The sequence below is a fragment of the Bacillus sp. 22475 genome (assembly GCF_052044835.1).
GTDB lineage: Bacteria > Bacillota > Bacilli > Bacillales > Bacillaceae_G > Bacillus_A > Bacillus_A cereus.
Genome location: NZ_JBQENW010000013.1, coordinates 16463 through 34044, shown reverse-complemented (window position 1 = coordinate 34044; position 17582 = coordinate 16463). Strand labels below are relative to the sequence as shown.

Genomic DNA, 17582 nt, shown 5'->3' with positions numbered 1-17582 from the left:
TGTTTTTTTATAGGGAATACAAATAAAATTATTTTTAAAATATGTGGTGGGAATTCAAATAAACGCAATTTTAGTGAATACATTTTAAAGTCTTGCAATCAAATCAATCTTGATATATAGTTTAGTTAAGTAAACTAAATTAAAATAAATTCGGAGGTTTTGAAATGGAAAAAGAAATAATTTCAAACGAAAATAAACAAAAAAAGCCATTGCTTTTTAAAGTTGGAATAGGGCTTCTAATCATATATGTTCTACTTTGGGGAAGTGCTTTAATCATACCATTTACTTCACTTTCGACGCAGGTAAAGACCATTGTCATTCCAGGGTGTATAGTAATAGGAGAAATTCTATTTTTGATAGGTGCTGTTTTTGTTGGAAAAGAAGTGGTGGCAAAATATAAAAAGTATTTAAACCCGAAAAATTGGAGAAGAAAAGGTGAGAGAGAGAAGTATGATAAATAAAAATATAGCTGAGGAAATCAATCAAACACTTGAAGAACTATGGATATTACTTGAAACGAAAGAAAGATCTTATACGAATTTTAATTTAAATAATCAGCAATATACGTTGTTAACATTAATTATTCGGTACCCATCATCCACTCCTAAAGAGTTAGCTGAAAAAATGAATGTGACGAAAAGTGCCATTAGCCAGCAGTTAGTGAAACTTGAAACGGAAGGATATATTTTCAGAAGGCAACATGCAGAAGATAAACGTGCATTTTCAGTTGAATTAGGTGAGAAAGGCTTGTTATATAAAAAAGAAATGGACGCATATATGCAACAGGTTTCTGAAAAATATTATGCAAGTTTATCACCTGAAGAATTAACAAACCTTTTATCAGCGCTTCAAAAGCTAACGAAAGTAATTGATGAACTGTAGTGGTTATTCAATGTAAAAAATAGTATACGCTGAACAAAACGGTCAGCGTATACTAATTCATGTTTCGAATATAAAAAGTAGATTTTTAATCAAATCAATTAAAAACTAAATTGTGGTTTCATATCACCTTTATAAGGTTCATGTTCAACGAATATAGTTATATCCTTACCAGCTTGGTCTTTACCAGTTCTTTTATACGTAAATTTATTCTTATTTAGTTCAGTAAGCTCAAGAGCAGCACCGTATTTATTATTTCCAATTGAAACATGGGCTCTTATTTTATTTTCGTGTACAACATCGAAGTAGCCATAATCACCGCGGCTTTGACCTGTTTCGCTATTGAAAAACTCATATTTATTAGATTTGTCATCAAATTTTGCTAGGCTTATAAAATTCGAATTAAACTGTGTTACATCGTTACCAGCTTCGTCTAATACCTTTGTTCCGTGCCAAAGGGTACCGCCCAAAATTTTATCTCCATCAACGTTTTTAACAATATCTCCTGTAGTCGTGTTCAGCTGCTTGTCCGGATCAGTGAAAGAAAGTTCTTTTTCTTTATATGGAACATGTTCAACGAAAACTTCTACATCTTTACCGTTAGCGTCTTTCCCCATTCGTTTATAAGTAAATACATTTTTATTTAGATTTGTCATGTCAACGACAGCTTGATACTTCATTGATTCTGAAATTAATATTCTCTTCTTCCCATCATTTGTGACAAAGAAAGTTCCTTTATCGCCACGACTTGCACCTGTTTTAGCATCAAAAAATTCATATCTGCCTGACTTCGCATCATATTTTGCAAGACCAATGAAGTTTGCATTCTCTCTTGTTAAGTCATTCTTATCTTTGTCATACACTCGTGTACCTTGCCAATTTGTCTCGCTAAGAATATTAGCCATTTTTTGCCCTTTAGTTAATTTATTTTCCTTTTTTGTTTCTTTAGCAACTTGTTCTTGTTTTTGTTTCCCATGATTTTCTTCAGCTTTAGTACCAGCACACCCTGTTAATGCTAATGTGAATCCGAGCAGTACGGATGATAGTGCTTTTGCTTTTTTGTTCATGTTTTATCGTCTCCTTATTTTATGATTTCAAGTAGTACGGTTAGCGATTATAGTAGCAGTGCGTCATATATGAACTTAGTTGCTACGTTTCTTATGTTAATACCCGACTATAAACTGCCTCTAAATAAAACATTAAAAAAAGATAAACTAATTCCTAAAATTTGTTCATATTTATAAAAAGGTCTTTTACATGGGGTGAATGTAAATTTCTCATTTTGAAAATGGCGTAATCACATTGGGGTATACATATTATGCTTACATTGCAATTTTAGATGTGATGTTATACTGTTTATAAGATTTTATGTGTGTATGTTGTGTCGGTTTTTGTCGGTAAGTCGATATATTTCGAAAATCGCTGATATATTTGGAGTTGCGCCGATATATTTCGAAAATCGCCGATATATTTGGAGTTGCGCTGATATATTTGAAACATCGCTGATATATTTTGGAGGGGGATAAAAATGATTGTGAAGGAGCGGAAAATGCCCGTATATTTGCTGCAATTAGAAGCTTTACTTAGAAGATTGCCTGCTCATCATCCAAAAAGGAATGTGGTGGTTGAAAGTCTAGCGAAATTTATGGCCAGCTATAAAGGAGAGCAGGCGATTGAGTATCCACTTAGTTTTTTACCCGAAACAGAATACAGTATTTTACATGATATTAGGTTATTTGATCAAAAACATTATTTCCAAATTGATACCCTCATAGTTTCATCCTATTTTCTTCTTTTTCTTGAAATAAAAAATATTATTGGTACATTAATTTTTGATACAAAGTTCAATCAACTTATTCGAATAGTAGATGGTAATACGGAAGAAGGATTCCCAGATCCGCTTTTACAGCTGAAACGGCAAGAGATGCAACTGAGAAAATGGCTGAATCTACATGATTTACATAATATTCCGATCGAAGCCCTCGTTGTAATTAGTTCCCCTCGTACAATTATTAAAACTTCAGATGAAATACTGTCTAGTAAAATTATCCACAGTGCAAATTTACCTAATAGAATAAAACAGATTAAAAATCAATATAAAGAAAAAGTGATTGATAATATAAATGGACTTATAGGCCAGATTATGAATGAGCACTCTCCACAGCGTCAAAATGTTCTTGTACAATATAAAATTAAAAAAGAGGAATTGCTAAAGGGTGTACAGTGTGAGGAATGTTTTACAATGGCAATGTTAAAAGAAAGACAGGGATGGCGTTGTTCAAACTGCAATAGTATGTCTAAACATGCTCATTTACGTGCTGTACAAGATTACACACTTCTGTTTAGTGTGATAACTACTAATAGCGAATTGAGGGGATTTCTTAATATGAAATCTAGTTCTGCGGTTAAAAGACTCCTCCAAACAATGAACATCCCCCACACTGGAAACAACAAAGGACGAATATATGATTTAACTTCTTTCCAATCGTAATTTTGCTATAATAAATAAGTACTTATACGAAGGGGAGTCTAAAGAGAGTATGAAGTCATTTAATATCGATCATGTTATAGCTAGTGTTTTGCAATGGATATTAAATATAGCTTTAATTATATTATCCATTGTGTTATCGATTTTCTTAGTGAATGAGACAATTACGTTTGTGCAGTATATTTTTTCGGCAAAAGAGTATACGTCTTATAAATTGGTTGAAAGTATCATCGTCTATTTCTTATACTTCGAGTTCATTGCATTAATTATTAAGTATTTTAAATCGAACTATCATTTCCCGTTACGTTATTTTATTTATATCGGAATTACGGCCTTAATTCGATTGATTATTGTGTCTCATGAGGAACCGATGGAGACGTTATTATACGCAGGAGCAATTCTTGTTTTAGTTATTGCTTTATACATATCGAATATGAGAGATTTGAGAAAAGAGTAGTAGTGCAGACGTAAGTTTGCACTACTTTTTTGCATCTTGACCTTCAAGTTAATTGAAAGTTTACAATGAAATTAGGGCGTTTGAAATTGAAAAAAATTGAGAAATTAAGTGAAGAGGTTTCTTTTACTTGGAGGTTATAGGAATGAATCAGGAATTGAAGTTACGTCCATTAGAACGAGAAGATTTAAAGTTTGTACACGAACTGAATAATAATGCGCATATTATGTCGTATTGGTTTGAAGAGCCATATGAGGCATTTGTGGAGCTGCAAGACTTATACGATAAACATATACATGATCAAAGCGAACGCCGATTTATCGTTGAGAAAGACAATGAAATGGTTGGATTAGTTGAGTTAGTAGAAATCGATTATATTCACCGTAGAACAGAATTCCAAATTATTATTGATCCGAATTATCAAGGATATGGTTATGCAGTGGATGCGACGCGTTTAGCAATGGATTACGCTTTTTCTGTATTAAATATGCATAAGCTTTATTTAGTGGTTGATAAGGAAAATGAGAAGGCTGTACATGTTTATAAAAAGGTCGGGTTTGTCGTTGAAGGTGAACTGCAAGATGAGTTTTTCGTTGATGGCTCTTACCATAATGCGATAAGAATGTGTATGTTCCAAAAGGCATATTTTGGAGTGAAATAATGGAGTGAAATAATGGAGTGAAAAGGTTATAGACGAAACATTGTCTATAACTTTTTTTATGAAGTGAAAAACAAATATTTTATCGAAAAACGATAAAATATTATTGATTTATAATGTGTTTTATATTATTGTTGATGGTAACAAGATTAGTGGGAATTAACGAAGGAGAATATATAATGAAAAATAAATATGTAATGGCTATTTCTTTCATGATTTTAGCGATTATTTCTTTAACTATACATGCTTCAAACAGTAAAGTAGGAGCGGATGGATTCCTTGAAGAACCTTTCTTTTTCCTAGTACCGATAAGTTATATATTGTTCCTTAGTGGTATAGGTATATTGCTATTTGGATTTATTACTTCAAAGCTGAAAAAGGGCAATAGATAGGTGCTACCAATAGGGGCCAAAGCACTCACTATGAAATAGAAACATACCATATGGAAGAAAAAGAATAAGTGAGATGAATCATGATGAACCATCATTTTTATAATGTAAGACAAGTAGGATCGGCTATTACTTGGGCAGGGGCACAGGGAACAATTCATGCTGTGTATCAGGCTATTCACATGCAGCAGCAAGCACAAGCTGCACAAATGATGCAAAGTCAGTATATGCCGTATTCACAACTTCCGATGCAAATTGTACATTACGATGTACATCCAGCTGGTTTATTTTCCATTCCATATGGCGGGACATATTTCTTATGAAAAAAAGCGACTCAATAGAGTCGCTTTTTTTATATTCCGCCTAGCTTCATTCCAAGGAAAGCAAAGGCGATACCAATTATGTAAGTAGCACTTAAATATAAAAGGAAGATGTATGGTTTTTTAAGATTGAGAAGCTGAACAGATTCTAATTTAAACGTAGAAAATGTAGTGAATGCGCCCATAAATCCAGTACCTAATAATAGTTGCCAGCCTGTAGTGACTCCGTTGCCAATTATATATCCAAGTAAAAATGCCCCTGTTATATTAATAAGGAATGTAGCAATTGGAAATTGTGTTTTATTTCTTTTCTTAAACCAATTGCTAATTGCAAATCGTGTAATCGCACCGAAAAATCCTCCTGTTGCGACTAATAAAGCTTCTATCATGAGTAATCACCTTCCGTAAGAGATTTCTTAATTAAGAAATCTCCAAGTGTATAGCCAAGGCCAGACATAATGAGGCCACCAAGTATGCTGCATGATACATATAAGAAGGCTATGCTCCACTCAGAATGATTGATCAATTGCACAGTTTCTACACTAAATGTTGAAAAAGTCGTAAAGGAACCGATGAATCCAGTTCCGATGCCTGTGATAACCTCTGAAGGTAAGATGTTTAGCCGAGCGATATAAGTAGTTAGCCACGCTAAAAAGAAGCAACCGATTAAGTTAATGAGTAATGTTGCCAATGGAAATGAATGATGCCAAAATGTGTTGATATTAAGACCTAAATAATAACGAGAAAGAGCTCCTAATATACCAGCAATGCCAACGATAATATAAATCAATTTTCTCACCTCTTTAAATAGCTTGCTCAAAAAAATAGACTCCTACCAGTATCCATACTGGTAGGAGTCATTAGCTAAGCAGCGTTTATGGCGAACTCCATCGCCTATGATTATTACATATAGTGTACTAAATATAACGTTTAATTTCCAGTGAGGAGGAGGGTGTAACTTTTCTTTTTTTGATGTCTGAAGGCTTTTTAAGTAATTAAAATGGGATCGATTACTTATCAACTAAATATAGTGATATAATGTTTTAATTATGATAAAATGTTTCTTATGTGTGTCGTTTTATTTTATTTGACTGAAAATAAAGAAAAATAAATTCGCGTGAAAAGGAGTCATTTATTTGAAGAAATTTTTTAAAATCGTATTTACATGTGTTTTAGTAGTAGCAGGCATTGTAGGAGGATTTCTAGCGTATATGACACTTACTAAAGAACAGCCTGCTGATGTTATAAGTTTGAAGGTGGAGAATAATAAGGAGCGCGTATTAGCGACTGGAAATGAATTTAAAGTTACGACATTTAATATTGGCTATGCTGGATTAGATAAGGATCAAGATTTCTTTATGGATGGTGGAAAGGGATCTGGTTCAAGTAGTAAAGAGCAAACGGAAACTAATTTAAAGAATATGCTTTCGTTTTTACAAAATGAGAATAGTGATTTTGTGTTATTACAAGAAGTTGATATAAAGTCACTTCGTTCATTTGATGTAAATGGACATGAATTTTTGAAAAAAGGATTACCTGATTATGTTTCGTCATTTGGAAAGAACTACGATACGAAATGGGTTCCGGTGCCAATAACAAATCCAATGGGATATGCGGAGGCTGGATTAAGTACGTTTTCTAAATACACTGTTCAAGAAGCGAAGAGGTTCCAGCTTCCTGGAATGGAGCCTTGGCCAAAGCGTTTGTTTGATTTAGATCGAGCAATTGTGGAGTATAAAATTCCTGTTAATAATGGGAAACATGTTAGACTCGTAAATTTACATTTGTCTGCTTATGATGAAGGCGGGAAAATTAGAAAACAGCAAGTAGAGTATTTAAAAGAATATATGAACAAGCATTATGAAAATGGTGATTACGTAATAATGGGCGGAGATTGGAATCAATTAGTTTCAAACGCTCAATTAAGTGATCCGAAGTTCGTGAAAGAGCGTCCTGAGTGGTTAGTAGAGTTACCGAAGGACTTTACGGATGGTGGCTTTAAGTGGGCTGTAGATCCGTCTGTTATGACTGTGAGAGATGATGTGAAGAAATATGTAGAAGGTGAAAATTTCGTCACTATTATTGATGGCTTTATCGTTTCACCGAATGTAGAGATTGTAAATGTACAAGGGAAAGATTTAAAGTTTGAAAATAGCGATCATAACCCAGTGAGTGCGGTATTTAAACTGAAATGATTGATATGTATAAGTAGAAGGTGGGGCTTCATATGGAGTGGCTAAAGAGGACTTGTTTTTCTAACCTTGAGAAAGAATCACAGAAAAATCATTTATTACTGTTTATAACGATTTGTAGTTTCTTCCTTGGGATAATCGCGATTGGGTATTATGGATATATTTTTACAGAGAGAGCAATAGCGTTTTGGATTTGTGGTATTTCTGTCGTTGTATTTGGAACGCTTTTTACTTTTATAAAAAGTATGGAATCAGCGTATAAATATATCATGACATTTATGTTGCTTACAATGTCTTACATTATGGTACAAGCTTTTAATGAAAGCCCGGCTGTATTTCAAATGGTCTATTTTACATTAGCTGTTTCACTTATTTATTTAAGCGAGCGCCTCATTTTAATTCTTGGCGGGGTAGCTGTTGTGATCACATTTATCCTTTGTAGCTATTGGCCGGAGCAATTTTTTGCTTATACAGCCTCGTCTGAAGCTGCTAATTTTGCAAGTTTGTTAGCGATTGTAACAATCGCTATGTGGGGCGTCACGAAAATCGGTTCTAATCTGCTCCTTCGTTTAAGCGATGAGAAGCAAGAAGTGATGAGAAAAGCTCAGGAGCTAGAAGAGACGCAAAGGCTTATTGGAGAAACAGTTGTGAAACTAGATAGTAATTTCAATCATTTAAGACAAAATATGAACACGTCGATGGAATCGATGAGTGAAATTAATTTTGCCTTTGAAGAGGTTGCAGTTGGTACGCAATCACAATCAGAAATGATGTATCGTTCGGTAGAGGTATTGAATGATATGGAGGGAAATATTGAACAAATCATCTCTCAAGTAAGAACTGCATCGGCTCGTGTGGATGAAAGTTTAGAAATTTCAAAGGGTAGCGTACATACTTTAAGAAATTTTGAAGCTAACATGAGAAGTTTAAATGATGTTGTTTCACAGTCTGGAATTATATTTAGAGATTTAATGATGCAATCGAAACAAATTAATGAAATTGTAGATGTAATAACGAATATTTCAAGTCAGACGAGTTTGCTAGCTTTAAATGCAAATATTGAAGCTGCCAGGGCAGGCGAGCATGGAAAAGGTTTTGCTATTGTAGCGAGTGAAGTGTTAAAGCTTGCTGAAGAATCAAATCGTTCTGCGGGAAGAATTCAAGGGATTTTGAAGGAGTTTAGTAATCAAGCAAGTAAGGTAGAAGTGCAGGTAGAGAAGTCAGAAAGAGTACAAGAAGAGTGTAACGAAATGTTAGCAAGCGTTTTAACAAACGTAACTGATTTAGGGAAGTTTATTAATGCGATTAATGAAGTAATGCGAGAGGTTGTTGTTCATCAAGAAAGTTTCCAAGTTAAAACGACGAATATCGTAAAGGATGTTACGCATGCTTCTAACGTAATTCAGCAAACTTCTACAGCTACAGAAGAAGTGTTAGCGAGTGTGGAAGAAGAAAAGCATCGAAATGATACGTCAGTGAAGACGTTACAAACTGTTAGCGAGCAAGTGAAGTTGTTAGAAAATATTTTAGAAAAGTAATATCGCTTGAAAAGAGCACAAATGATGTGCTCTTTTTCCTTGAAACGAATACTTGATAGGAATTTAATTGCTTTTCTGCGAGTTTTCTGCCAAGCTTAAGGAGATAAAGTGAGACTAATACATACCGATGATTAGCCTTCACCAATCAAGCTATTCGCAAATAGCGGAATAAAATACTTCAAAGAAAGAATTATATAGGTGACGCATATGATCGAAGTTAAGACTTCTGAACTTAGTGATGGAGAATTTAATAGAGGTGTATTTGCAACTCGTGATATTAAAAAGGGTGAGTTGATACACTCAGCACCAGTTATCTCTTATCCGAATGAACAGCATGAACATATTGAGAAAACGTTACTTGCTGACTACGCATTTGAGTATGGGATCAATCATACGGCAATCCTTTTAGGATACGGTATGTTATTTAATCATTCATATAAACCGAATGCAACGTATGATATTGTCTTCGAGAACCATACGTTTAACTTCTTTGCTTATAAGGATATAAAAGCAGGAGAAGAAATTTTAATCAATTATAATGGTGAAGTTGATAACGATGAGCTGTTATGGTTTGATAAAGAAAAAGAAGAGAACGAAAAGTAATATAAAGAGTATAGAAAGAGCACATTCTGTTGGATGTGCTCTTTTTTTATTGATGTAAATAAAGTAAAAAGTACAAAAAAATACCACTTTCTTTTTGTATGGTATAGTAAGATACTGAGGGATAGTGTTTTGAAAAAGTCACATATTTTACAAATTGTTGTCTTTCTGATGACATGTCAAGTTTAGTAGTCCATTTGGGTTGCTTTATTATGCAATATATATTTTAATATGAGTGGCACCTCTTATAAATTAAGAGGTTTATAGGTGTCTCGAATTGATTTTGGGTACACTGTATCCACCACTTTAGGTTCTTTCATGTACGTGGGGATATTATGGGCCCGTATAACGGGATAAAATGAATATAGAAATAGAGGAATCGTAAAATGAATATGCAAGAGGTTTATAAATATTTAAGTACGGTATTGCCTGAAGGACATGTTAAACAAGATGAAATGTTAAAGAATCATACGCATATTAAAGTTGGCGGAAAAGCAGATGTTTTCGTTGCGCCTACAAATTATGATGAAATTCAAGAAGTTATCAAATATGCGAACGAATATAATATTCCAGTTACGTTTTTAGGAAATGGATCGAATGTCATTATTAAAGATGGTGGGATTCGCGGGATTACAGTAAGTTTAATTCATATTACAGGTGTTACTGTAACAGGAACGACGATTGTAGCACAGTGTGGTGCAGCAATTATTGACGTATCACGTATTGCCTTAGACCATAACTTAACGGGTCTTGAGTTTGCTTGTGGTATTCCAGGTTCAGTTGGCGGAGCGTTATATATGAATGCTGGTGCTTACGGTGGTGAAGTATCGTTCGTGTTAACAGAAGCTGTTGTAATGACAGGTGATGGAGAGCTACGTACTTTGACGAAAGAAGCATTTGAATTTGGATATCGTAAGAGTGTATTTGCTAACAACCATTACATTATTCTTGAAGCGAGATTTGAACTTGAAGAAGGTGTACGTGAAGAAATTAAAGCAAAAATGGATGATTTAACGTTTAAGCGTGAGTCAAAGCAGCCTCTAGAATATCCTTCATGTGGTAGCGTATTTAAGCGTCCACCAAATAACTTTGCTGGTAAGTTGATTCAAGACTCAGGACTACAAGGTAAGCGAATTGGTGGAGTGGAAGTTTCTTTAAAACACGCTGGATTTATGGTGAATGTTGATAACGGAACAGCACAAGATTACATCGATTTAATTCACTTCGTACAAAAGACAGTTGAAGAGAAATTTGGCGTGAAGTTAGAGCGAGAAGTAAGGATTATTGGAGAAGATAAGGAATAACGAAATACGTATGAAGATATGAATTATTTTAAAATAATATTTGGGTATTGTTGACAATTTGTTTTCAATTCAATATAATGCTAATAATTTAACAAATAACATACGTTGAAAGAGCCTAGTAGCAGTTTGTCACTGTTAACGAGAGAGCTAGGGGTTGCTGGAACCTAGCACAAACAAACTTGCGAATTACACTCTGGAGTATCTTAGGTAATGCTAAGCGGACTAGCAATCGATATTATTGCTAAGAGTGGTATGAGTAGCTATGCTATTTATGCAAACTGGGTGGTAACACGGTGAATAATCGTCCCTATGTCTATCGTAGACATAGGGGCTTTTTTGTTTTTAAAAAATAAAGGGGATGACAAAAGATGAATATTATTGATGAATTAGAATGGCGCGGCGCCGTTAATCAGCAGACTGACGAAGAAGGCTTACGTAAGCTAGTAGAAGAGAAAAAGATTTCACTATACTGCGGAGTTGATCCGACTGGTGATAGTATGCATATCGGACATTTGATTCCGTTTATGATGATGAAGAGATTCCAATTAGCTGGCCATCATCCTGTTATTTTAATTGGCGGGGCAACAGGAACAATTGGTGATCCGAGTGGACGACAATCAGAGCGTCAACTTCAAACGTTAGAAGTGGTTCAGCATAATGTAGATGCGTTAACAGCACAAATGAAAAAGCTATTTGATTTTGGCGGAAATAGCGAAGTGAAGATGGTAAATAATTATGATTGGACACATAAAATAAATATTATTGAGTTTTTACGTGATTACGGGAAAAACTTTAGCATCAATAGCATGTTAGCGAAGGATATTGTAGCAAGCCGTTTGGATACAGGTATTTCTTTCACGGAATTCACGTACCAAATTTTGCAAGCGATGGACTTCCATCATTTATACACGAAAGAGGATGTTCAACTTCAAATTGGTGGTAGTGACCAATGGGGAAATATTACGAGTGGTTTAGATTTAATTCGTAAGTTAGAAGGTCATGAGGCGAAAGTATTCGGATTAACGATTCCGTTATTATTAAAATCGGACGGTACGAAGTTTGGTAAATCAGCAGGTGGTGCCGTTTGGCTTGATCCTGAAAAAACGACACCGTTTGAATTTTACCAGTTCTGGGTAAATACAGATGACCGTGACGTAATTAAATACTTGAAATACTTTACGTTCTTAACGAAAGAGCGTATTGATGAATTAGCAACGAAGGTAGAAGCGGAACCTCATAAACGTGAAGCGCAAAAAGTGTTAGCGGAAGAAATGACGAAATTCGTTCATGGAGAAGAGGCATTATTACAAGCTGAGAAAATTACAGCAGCGTTATTTAGCGGAGATATTAAATCGTTAACAGCTGATGAAATTGAACAAGGCTTTAAAGAGATGCCAACGTTCCAGTCTTCAAAAGAGACGAAAAATATTGTAGAGTGGCTAGTTGATTTAGGAATTGAACCATCTAGACGACAAGCGCGTGAGGATATTAATAATGGAGCTATATCTATGAATGGCGAGAAAGTAACAGATACGGGTATAGATGTTACTGTAGAAAACTCGTTTGATGGAAGATTTATTATTATCCGTAAAGGAAAGAAGAACTATAGCTTAGTGAAATTGGGATAATAGTTTTTGTGGAAGAGTGGAAGGAAAGAAGATGCTTTCACTCTTTTCATATACACAATTTAGACATAAAATAATCAGTAAATTTAGATAATTAAAAGGGTTATATTATTCTTTTGCCGAATAAATAAATTAGAGAAAATTACGGATAAAAAATAGCCCGAACCATGCAGGGCATGATTCGGGCTTATATTCAGATTAGTAAGCTAAGCTGAATAGACCTTTAATGTGTGATAAGTAACGAACGTTACTTGCTTCTTTCATTAATGATGCTGGTAAGCCTTTAAGTGGAGTATTGCTTGCTCCAATTGTAGCAACCGCATCTTTACGTCCTAGACTAGCAAGTGTTCCAGAGTTTACAGGTGCGAACTCTTCGAATGCTTTGCCTTCTAGTGCTGCGTATAAGTTGTATCCAATTAACTCACCCATTTGCCAAGCGATTTGTGCAGTTGGTGGGTATGGACGACCGTCTGGAGAGAAGACAACAGCGCTGTCTCCAGCAACGAATACGTCTTTGTGAGAAGTAGATTGTAGGTATGCATCAACTGTTGCTCGTCCACGGTTAACTTCAAGACCTGATTCACCGATTAATGGGTTACCTTGAACGCCACCTGTCCAAACGAATGTGTTAGCAACAAGTTTTTGACCGTCTTTTAAGTCGATTTCATTGCCAGCAACGTTTGTTACAGGAAGACCAGTTAAGAATGTAACGCCGCGTGCTTCTAGGCTAGTAGTTGCACGTTCGATTAAGTGGTCTGGTAATACTGGAAGGATTTTTGGACCTGCTTCAACAAGAAGAAGTTTAACTTCTTTTGGATTTACGCCGTGGCTTTTTGCAAGTTTAGGCATAATGTCAGCAAGCTCACCAACTAGCTCAACGCCAGTTAATCCGCCACCACCGATTACGATTGTAGCATCAGCTTCGTTTTTCGTTTTCGCGTATTCACGAATACGGTCTTCAACGTGTTTGTAGATTTTGTTTGCATCAGCAGCAGATTTTAATACCATGCTGTTTTCTTCTAGTCCTGGAATACCGAAGTAAGCAGTTTTACTTCCTAAAGCAACTACAAGTGCATCGTAAGATAAAGTAGTGCCGCCAGCTAGTTTGATTTCTTTGCTATCAACTGAGAATGACTCAACTGTTGCAATTTTAAGATCGATATCTTTACCTTTGAAAAGCTTTGTAAGTGGCATTGCAATTGCTTGCTCAGACACGTTACCAGCTGCAAGGCGGTGTAATTCAGTGATGATTTGGTGTGTTGGGTATTGGTTAATCACTGTAACTTGTGCTTCTGATTTGCTGTAATATTTACGTACGTTTAAAGCGGCAAGAAGACCGCCATAACCAGCGCCTAAGATGACAATTTGTTTTGACATAGTATGATATCCCCCGTCTTTACTAATTGTTGTTATAAGTTAAATTATTTATTGTTACGTTCTGCACTAATTTGAAGATATGCGTTCACAAAGCGGAACATTTTTTGTGCTTGTGGATCTTTTAGTAATTTTAACAGACCGAATAGGCCGATAACTTCGTTGCTTTCGTCAGCACGATCTTTCGCTTCGATTGCAGTTGCAGCCATGCTTTTCACTGTATCTTTTACAGGTTCTACAAGCTCTGTAATTGCACCAACAGTGTCGCTTTTTAATACTTCATCAGTAGCAACAGTTTGAGCGAAGTCATAAGACTTAGTTAAAATGTTAACAAGCTCAGTTAATTTTGGAAGCTGTTCTACTAGTGTTGTTAATGATTCTTGTACCTCAGGTTTTAACAACTGATCAAGTACATCAAGTTGTCCTTGGCTAGCAGAAATTTGTACAGTTTCTTGTTCTGGCTTTGTTTGAGTCATAGTTTCTGGCATCTCCAATTCTCCTTTACGATAGCAATACTCTTATTTTTTATAAGTAAGATAGTAAACGTTTACGAAACTTTATGCAAAGTTTCACAAAACACAATAAAATGCCTTTAAATTTATGACAGCAAGTAAGCTGACATAAATCTAAAACCATAACGTCTTACTTATTATTTATGAACTGTCCGATACATGGCTTGTCCGCATAATGGAAAAGCTCCGTTACCGGAAAGTGTATATAATATATATCCTATATTATATACTATATACACCTATGTTAACATAAAAATGATTCCTAATTATTTGATATTGAGTGTATAACGTAGTGCTGACAAGGTATGAAAGCGTATAAAATATTTTGTTTCAGTTAGAAATGTACATATATATATAGAAAAAAAGGAAAAAACGAACAAATTCATGTTCGTTTTTTCCTTTTTCCTATTATTCACCTTCTGCAATTAGCATCGATGTGTTACCTTCTTTTTCAAGATGGCATTCGCCCCAAGAACAAAGAGAGTCAAGAATGGATTCTAAAGACCAACCGTAGTCGGTAAGAGAATATTCTACTTTCGGTGGGACTTGGTTGTATACTTTTCTTTGAATGACCCCGTCGTCTTCTAATTCACGTAATTGCTGTGTTAACATTTTTTGTGTAATACCAGGCATTGAGCGTTTTAATTCACTCGTTCTCTTTGTACCTTTCGTTAAGTGACAAAGAATAACAACTTTCCATTTGCCGCCGATAACTTCTAAAGTCGCCTCTACAGGAATATTGTATTTCTTCATATGAAACCCTCCCTTTTTGAGTAAAGTAAGTTTAATAATACAAATGTTACTTTTTAGTACCTATAGCACTTTAAAGTACGTACTTTTTATTATGTTAAATATGTTTCATAATAGCACATGTAAGAGGCAAATGAGTAGTACGGTACCAAAAAGTGACTATGTTACTTTTTAGTGCCTATCGTACTTTAAAGTGCGTTCTTCAAAAAAGGAATGAAACCATTCATAATAGCATTTGTAAGTATGAAATATATTTTTTAGAAGATAAAAGGGCCTTTTTATCATACTATTATGATTGGATTTCTTGTAATAAGGAGGAATTCAATTGAGTTCATATACAGTACCGTCTTCGGAAGTTCAGACGAATCGAAGAAGTATGTTTGCTTTATTAGCACTAGCAATTAGTGCGTTTGGGATTGGTACGACCGAGTTTATTAGTGTCGGTTTACTACCATCTATTTCGAAAGATTTAAATGTTTCAGTTACAACAGCCGGTTTAACGGTTTCCTTATATGCGTTAGGAGCAGCAGTAGGAGCTCCTGTTTTAACAGCGTTAACGGCTAGTATGTCGCGAAAGACATTATTAATGTGGATTATGGTTATTTTCATTATTGGTAATGGCATTGCGGCTGTTGCAACAAGCTTCACTGTATTAATTATCGCAAGGATTGTAGCTGCATTTGCACACGGTGTGTTTATGTCGATAGGATCTACAATTGCGGCTGCAATCGTACCAGAAAATAAACGTGCTAGCGCAATTGCGATTATGTTTACTGGATTAACAGTTGCGACTATTACTGGTGTGCCAATTGGAACATTTATCGGTCAAGAGTTTGGCTGGAGAGCGTCATTTATGGCGATTGTCGTAATTGGAATTATTGCTTTCATCGCAAACAGTATACTCGTCCCATCTAATTTAAAAAATGGTGTACCTGTATCGTTTCGTGATCAATTTAAATTAATTAAAAATGGAAGACTATTACTTGTTTTCATTATTACTGCACTTGGATACGGTGGTACATTCGTAACATTTACGTATTTATCACCCCTATTACAAGAAGTAACAGGATTTGAAGCAAGTACCGTTACTATCATTTTATTAGTGTACGGAATCGCCATTGCGATAGGGAATATGGTTGGCGGGAAATTATCGAATCATAATCCGATTCGAGCGCTATTTTACATGTTCTTTATTCAAGCGATCATATTATTTGTTTTAACATTTACAGCGCCATTTAAAGTAGCTGGATTAATCACAATTATTTTCATGGGACTATTCGCATTTATGAATGTTCCGGGGCTACAAGTATATGTAGTTATATTGGCAGAGCGCTTTGTTCCAAGTGCGGTTGATGTTGCTTCAGCAATTAATATTGCCGCATTTAACGGAGGGATCGCTTTAGGTTCTTATATAGGTGGCCTTGTAACGAATTCGTTAGGATTAATCCATACTGCTTGGGTAGGCGGTCTTATGGTAGTAGGTGCTGTGATTTTAACAGCATGGAGCATGACATTAGAAAAAAGAGATCAAGTAAAATAAAAGGAGAGAAAATAAAATGAAAAACTTACAAAGTAAAACAGTATTAAATAATGGTGTAGAAATGCCTTGGTTCGGTTTAGGTGTATTTAAAGTAGAAGAAGGACCAGAACTTGTAGAAGCTGTAAAATCAGCGATTAAAGCAGGATACCGTAGCATCGATACAGCTGCAATTTACGGAAATGAAAAAGCAGTAGGTGAAGGTATCCGTGCAGGTATTGAAGCGACTGGTATTTCAAGAGAAGAATTATTCATCACTTCAAAAGTATGGAACGCAGATCAAGGATACGAAGAAACAATTGCTGCATACGAAGAGAGCTTAAAGAAATTAGAACTAGATTATTTAGACCTATATCTTGTTCACTGGCCTGTAGAAGGAAAATATAAAGATACGTGGAGAGCACTAGAAACACTTTATAAAGAAGAGCGTGTACGTGCAATTGGTGTAAGTAACTTCCAAATTCATCACTTACAAGATGTAATGAAAGATGCAGAAATTAAGCCAATGATTAACCAAGTAGAATACCACCCTCGTTTAACACAAAAAGAACTACAAGCTTTCTGTAAAGAACAAGGTATTCAAATGGAAGCATGGTCACCACTAATGCAAGGTCAATTATTAGATAATGAAACATTACAAGAAATTGCTGAGAAACACGGTAAAACAACAGCACAAGTAATTTTACGTTGGGATCTTCAAAACGGAGTAATTACAATTCCGAAATCAACGAAAGAACACCGCATTATTGCAAATGCTGATGTATTTAACTTTGAATTAACAAAAGAAGACATGGAAAAAATCGATGCGTTAAACCAAAATCACCGCGTTGGTCCAGATCCTGATAACTTCGATTTCTAAGATTAAAGTAAGAAAGAAAAAAGAGTGCTTCTATGCACTCTTTTTTTGTGCATAAAAATATTTTCTAATTAAATACTACTTAGTATTAAGTTTGTTATTAAGG

General features: G+C 35.0%; 20 protein-coding genes, 1 riboswitch and 1 other annotated feature. Of the genes, 14 read left to right on the top strand and 6 right to left on the bottom strand.

Going from position 1 to position 17582, the window contains the following annotated elements:
• Positions 1-164 precede the first annotated feature (164 nt).
• Both ACTJJY_RS19720 and ACTJJY_RS19715 read left to right on the top strand, forming a co-directional pair.
• Positions 165-461, top strand: coding sequence for a transporter suffix domain-containing protein (locus tag ACTJJY_RS19720; RefSeq protein ID WP_157417342.1), 297 nt, complete (start codon positions 165-167; stop codon positions 459-461).
• Positions 451-882: a MarR family winged helix-turn-helix transcriptional regulator gene (locus tag ACTJJY_RS19715; protein ID WP_000608841.1), complete on the top strand. Its 432-nt coding sequence runs from the start codon at positions 451-453 to the stop codon at positions 880-882. The genes ACTJJY_RS19720 and ACTJJY_RS19715 overlap by 11 nt, the downstream gene beginning before the upstream one ends.
• 98 nt (positions 883-980) lie before the next feature.
• On the opposite strand, the gene ACTJJY_RS19710 is transcribed toward ACTJJY_RS19715, so the two are convergent.
• Positions 981-1946 (bottom strand): DUF4822 domain-containing protein, encoded by a 966-nt coding sequence (locus ACTJJY_RS19710; protein ID WP_197233469.1) that lies wholly within the window; start codon positions 1944-1946, stop codon positions 981-983.
• A 461-nt stretch (positions 1947-2407) separates the two neighbouring features.
• Here ACTJJY_RS19710 and ACTJJY_RS19705 point away from each other — a divergent pair, with 461 nt between their 5' ends.
• The 5 genes from ACTJJY_RS19705 to ACTJJY_RS19685 all read left to right on the top strand — a co-directional run bounded on the left by ACTJJY_RS19705 (position 2408) and on the right by ACTJJY_RS19685 (position 5191).
• Entirely contained in the window at positions 2408-3370 is a 963-nt protein-coding gene (locus tag ACTJJY_RS19705) for a nuclease-related domain-containing protein (RefSeq protein WP_440606346.1), read from the top strand.
• A 49-nt stretch (positions 3371-3419) separates the two neighbouring features.
• Positions 3420-3824 carry a phosphate-starvation-inducible protein PsiE gene (psiE, locus tag ACTJJY_RS19700; protein WP_000834708.1) on the top strand — a complete coding sequence of 135 codons (405 nt, stop codon included), beginning with the start codon at positions 3420-3422 and terminating at the stop codon, positions 3822-3824.
• 142 nt (positions 3825-3966) lie between these two features.
• Positions 3967-4482 carry a spermidine N1-acetyltransferase gene (gene speG / locus ACTJJY_RS19695; RefSeq protein WP_440606345.1) on the top strand — a complete coding sequence of 172 codons (516 nt, stop codon included), beginning with the start codon at positions 3967-3969 and terminating at the stop codon, positions 4480-4482.
• 176 nt (positions 4483-4658) lie between these two features.
• Positions 4659-4871, top strand: a complete 213-nt coding sequence (locus tag ACTJJY_RS19690) for a DUF3955 domain-containing protein (protein WP_440606344.1) — start codon at positions 4659-4661, stop codon at positions 4869-4871.
• Positions 4872-4951: 80 nt separating this feature from the next.
• A complete protein-coding gene (locus tag ACTJJY_RS19685) occupies positions 4952-5191 on the top strand; it encodes a DUF3947 family protein (protein WP_440606343.1) in 240 nt (79 codons plus the stop codon).
• A gap of 29 nt (positions 5192-5220) precedes the next feature.
• Here ACTJJY_RS19685 and crcB (ACTJJY_RS19680) read toward each other — a convergent pair whose 3' ends face one another.
• Together crcB (ACTJJY_RS19680) and crcB (ACTJJY_RS19675) are read right to left on the bottom strand one after the other, a co-directional pair.
• Positions 5221-5577 (bottom strand): fluoride efflux transporter CrcB, encoded by a 357-nt coding sequence (crcB, locus tag ACTJJY_RS19680; protein WP_440606342.1) that lies wholly within the window; start codon positions 5575-5577, stop codon positions 5221-5223.
• Positions 5574-5978 carry a fluoride efflux transporter CrcB gene (gene crcB, locus ACTJJY_RS19675; protein ID WP_000639312.1) on the bottom strand — a complete coding sequence of 135 codons (405 nt, stop codon included), beginning with the start codon at positions 5976-5978 and terminating at the stop codon, positions 5574-5576. The genes crcB (ACTJJY_RS19680) and crcB (ACTJJY_RS19675) overlap by 4 nt, the downstream gene beginning before the upstream one ends.
• A gap of 54 nt (positions 5979-6032) precedes the next feature.
• A riboswitch (Fluoride riboswitch) is annotated at positions 6033-6092 on the bottom strand.
• 232 nt (positions 6093-6324) lie between these two features.
• On the opposite strand from crcB (ACTJJY_RS19675), the gene ACTJJY_RS19670 reads away from it, so the two are divergent.
• The 5 genes from ACTJJY_RS19670 to tyrS all read left to right on the top strand — a co-directional run bounded on the left by ACTJJY_RS19670 (position 6325) and on the right by tyrS (position 12450).
• Positions 6325-7383 carry an endonuclease/exonuclease/phosphatase family protein gene (locus tag ACTJJY_RS19670; RefSeq protein ID WP_440606341.1) on the top strand — a complete coding sequence of 353 codons (1059 nt, stop codon included), beginning with the start codon at positions 6325-6327 and terminating at the stop codon, positions 7381-7383.
• A 32-nt stretch (positions 7384-7415) separates the two neighbouring features.
• The gene (locus tag ACTJJY_RS19665; RefSeq protein ID WP_440606340.1) at positions 7416-8918 is read left to right on the top strand and encodes a DUF4077 domain-containing protein; all 1503 of its coding nucleotides are present in this window, start codon (positions 7416-7418) and stop codon (positions 8916-8918) included.
• A gap of 207 nt (positions 8919-9125) precedes the next feature.
• Entirely contained in the window at positions 9126-9521 is a 396-nt protein-coding gene (locus ACTJJY_RS19660; protein ID WP_139213315.1) for an SET domain-containing protein, read from the top strand.
• Between the two features lie 383 nt (positions 9522-9904).
• The gene (gene murB / locus ACTJJY_RS19655) at positions 9905-10822 is read left to right on the top strand and encodes a UDP-N-acetylmuramate dehydrogenase (protein ID WP_001057106.1); all 918 of its coding nucleotides are present in this window, start codon (positions 9905-9907) and stop codon (positions 10820-10822) included.
• A 96-nt stretch (positions 10823-10918) separates the two neighbouring features.
• Positions 10919-11134 (top strand) — a binding site (T-box leader).
• 56 nt (positions 11135-11190) lie between these two features.
• Positions 11191-12450, top strand: coding sequence for a tyrosine--tRNA ligase (gene tyrS, locus ACTJJY_RS19650; RefSeq protein WP_440606339.1), 1260 nt, complete (start codon positions 11191-11193; stop codon positions 12448-12450).
• Positions 12451-12645: 195 nt separating this feature from the next.
• Here the strand turns inward: tyrS and ACTJJY_RS19645 are convergent, their stop codons facing one another.
• The 3 genes from ACTJJY_RS19645 to ACTJJY_RS19635 form a co-directional block, all read right to left on the bottom strand.
• A complete protein-coding gene (locus tag ACTJJY_RS19645; RefSeq protein WP_000043199.1) occupies positions 12646-13824 on the bottom strand; it encodes an NAD(P)/FAD-dependent oxidoreductase in 1179 nt (392 codons plus the stop codon).
• A gap of 44 nt (positions 13825-13868) precedes the next feature.
• Positions 13869-14309, bottom strand: coding sequence for a DUF1641 domain-containing protein (locus ACTJJY_RS19640; RefSeq protein WP_001115309.1), 441 nt, complete (start codon positions 14307-14309; stop codon positions 13869-13871).
• 432 nt (positions 14310-14741) lie between these two features.
• The gene (locus ACTJJY_RS19635; RefSeq protein WP_000760481.1) at positions 14742-15086 is read right to left on the bottom strand and encodes a winged helix-turn-helix transcriptional regulator; all 345 of its coding nucleotides are present in this window, start codon (positions 15084-15086) and stop codon (positions 14742-14744) included.
• A gap of 373 nt (positions 15087-15459) precedes the next feature.
• Between ACTJJY_RS19635 and ACTJJY_RS19630 the strand changes: the two genes are divergently transcribed.
• Both ACTJJY_RS19630 and ACTJJY_RS19625 read left to right on the top strand, forming a co-directional pair.
• Positions 15460-16623 carry an MFS transporter gene (locus ACTJJY_RS19630; RefSeq protein WP_440606375.1) on the top strand — a complete coding sequence of 388 codons (1164 nt, stop codon included), beginning with the start codon at positions 15460-15462 and terminating at the stop codon, positions 16621-16623.
• A 16-nt stretch (positions 16624-16639) separates the two neighbouring features.
• The gene (locus tag ACTJJY_RS19625) at positions 16640-17479 is read left to right on the top strand and encodes an aldo/keto reductase (RefSeq protein WP_072940894.1); all 840 of its coding nucleotides are present in this window, start codon (positions 16640-16642) and stop codon (positions 17477-17479) included.
• The last annotated feature ends 103 nt before the right edge of the window (positions 17480-17582 follow it).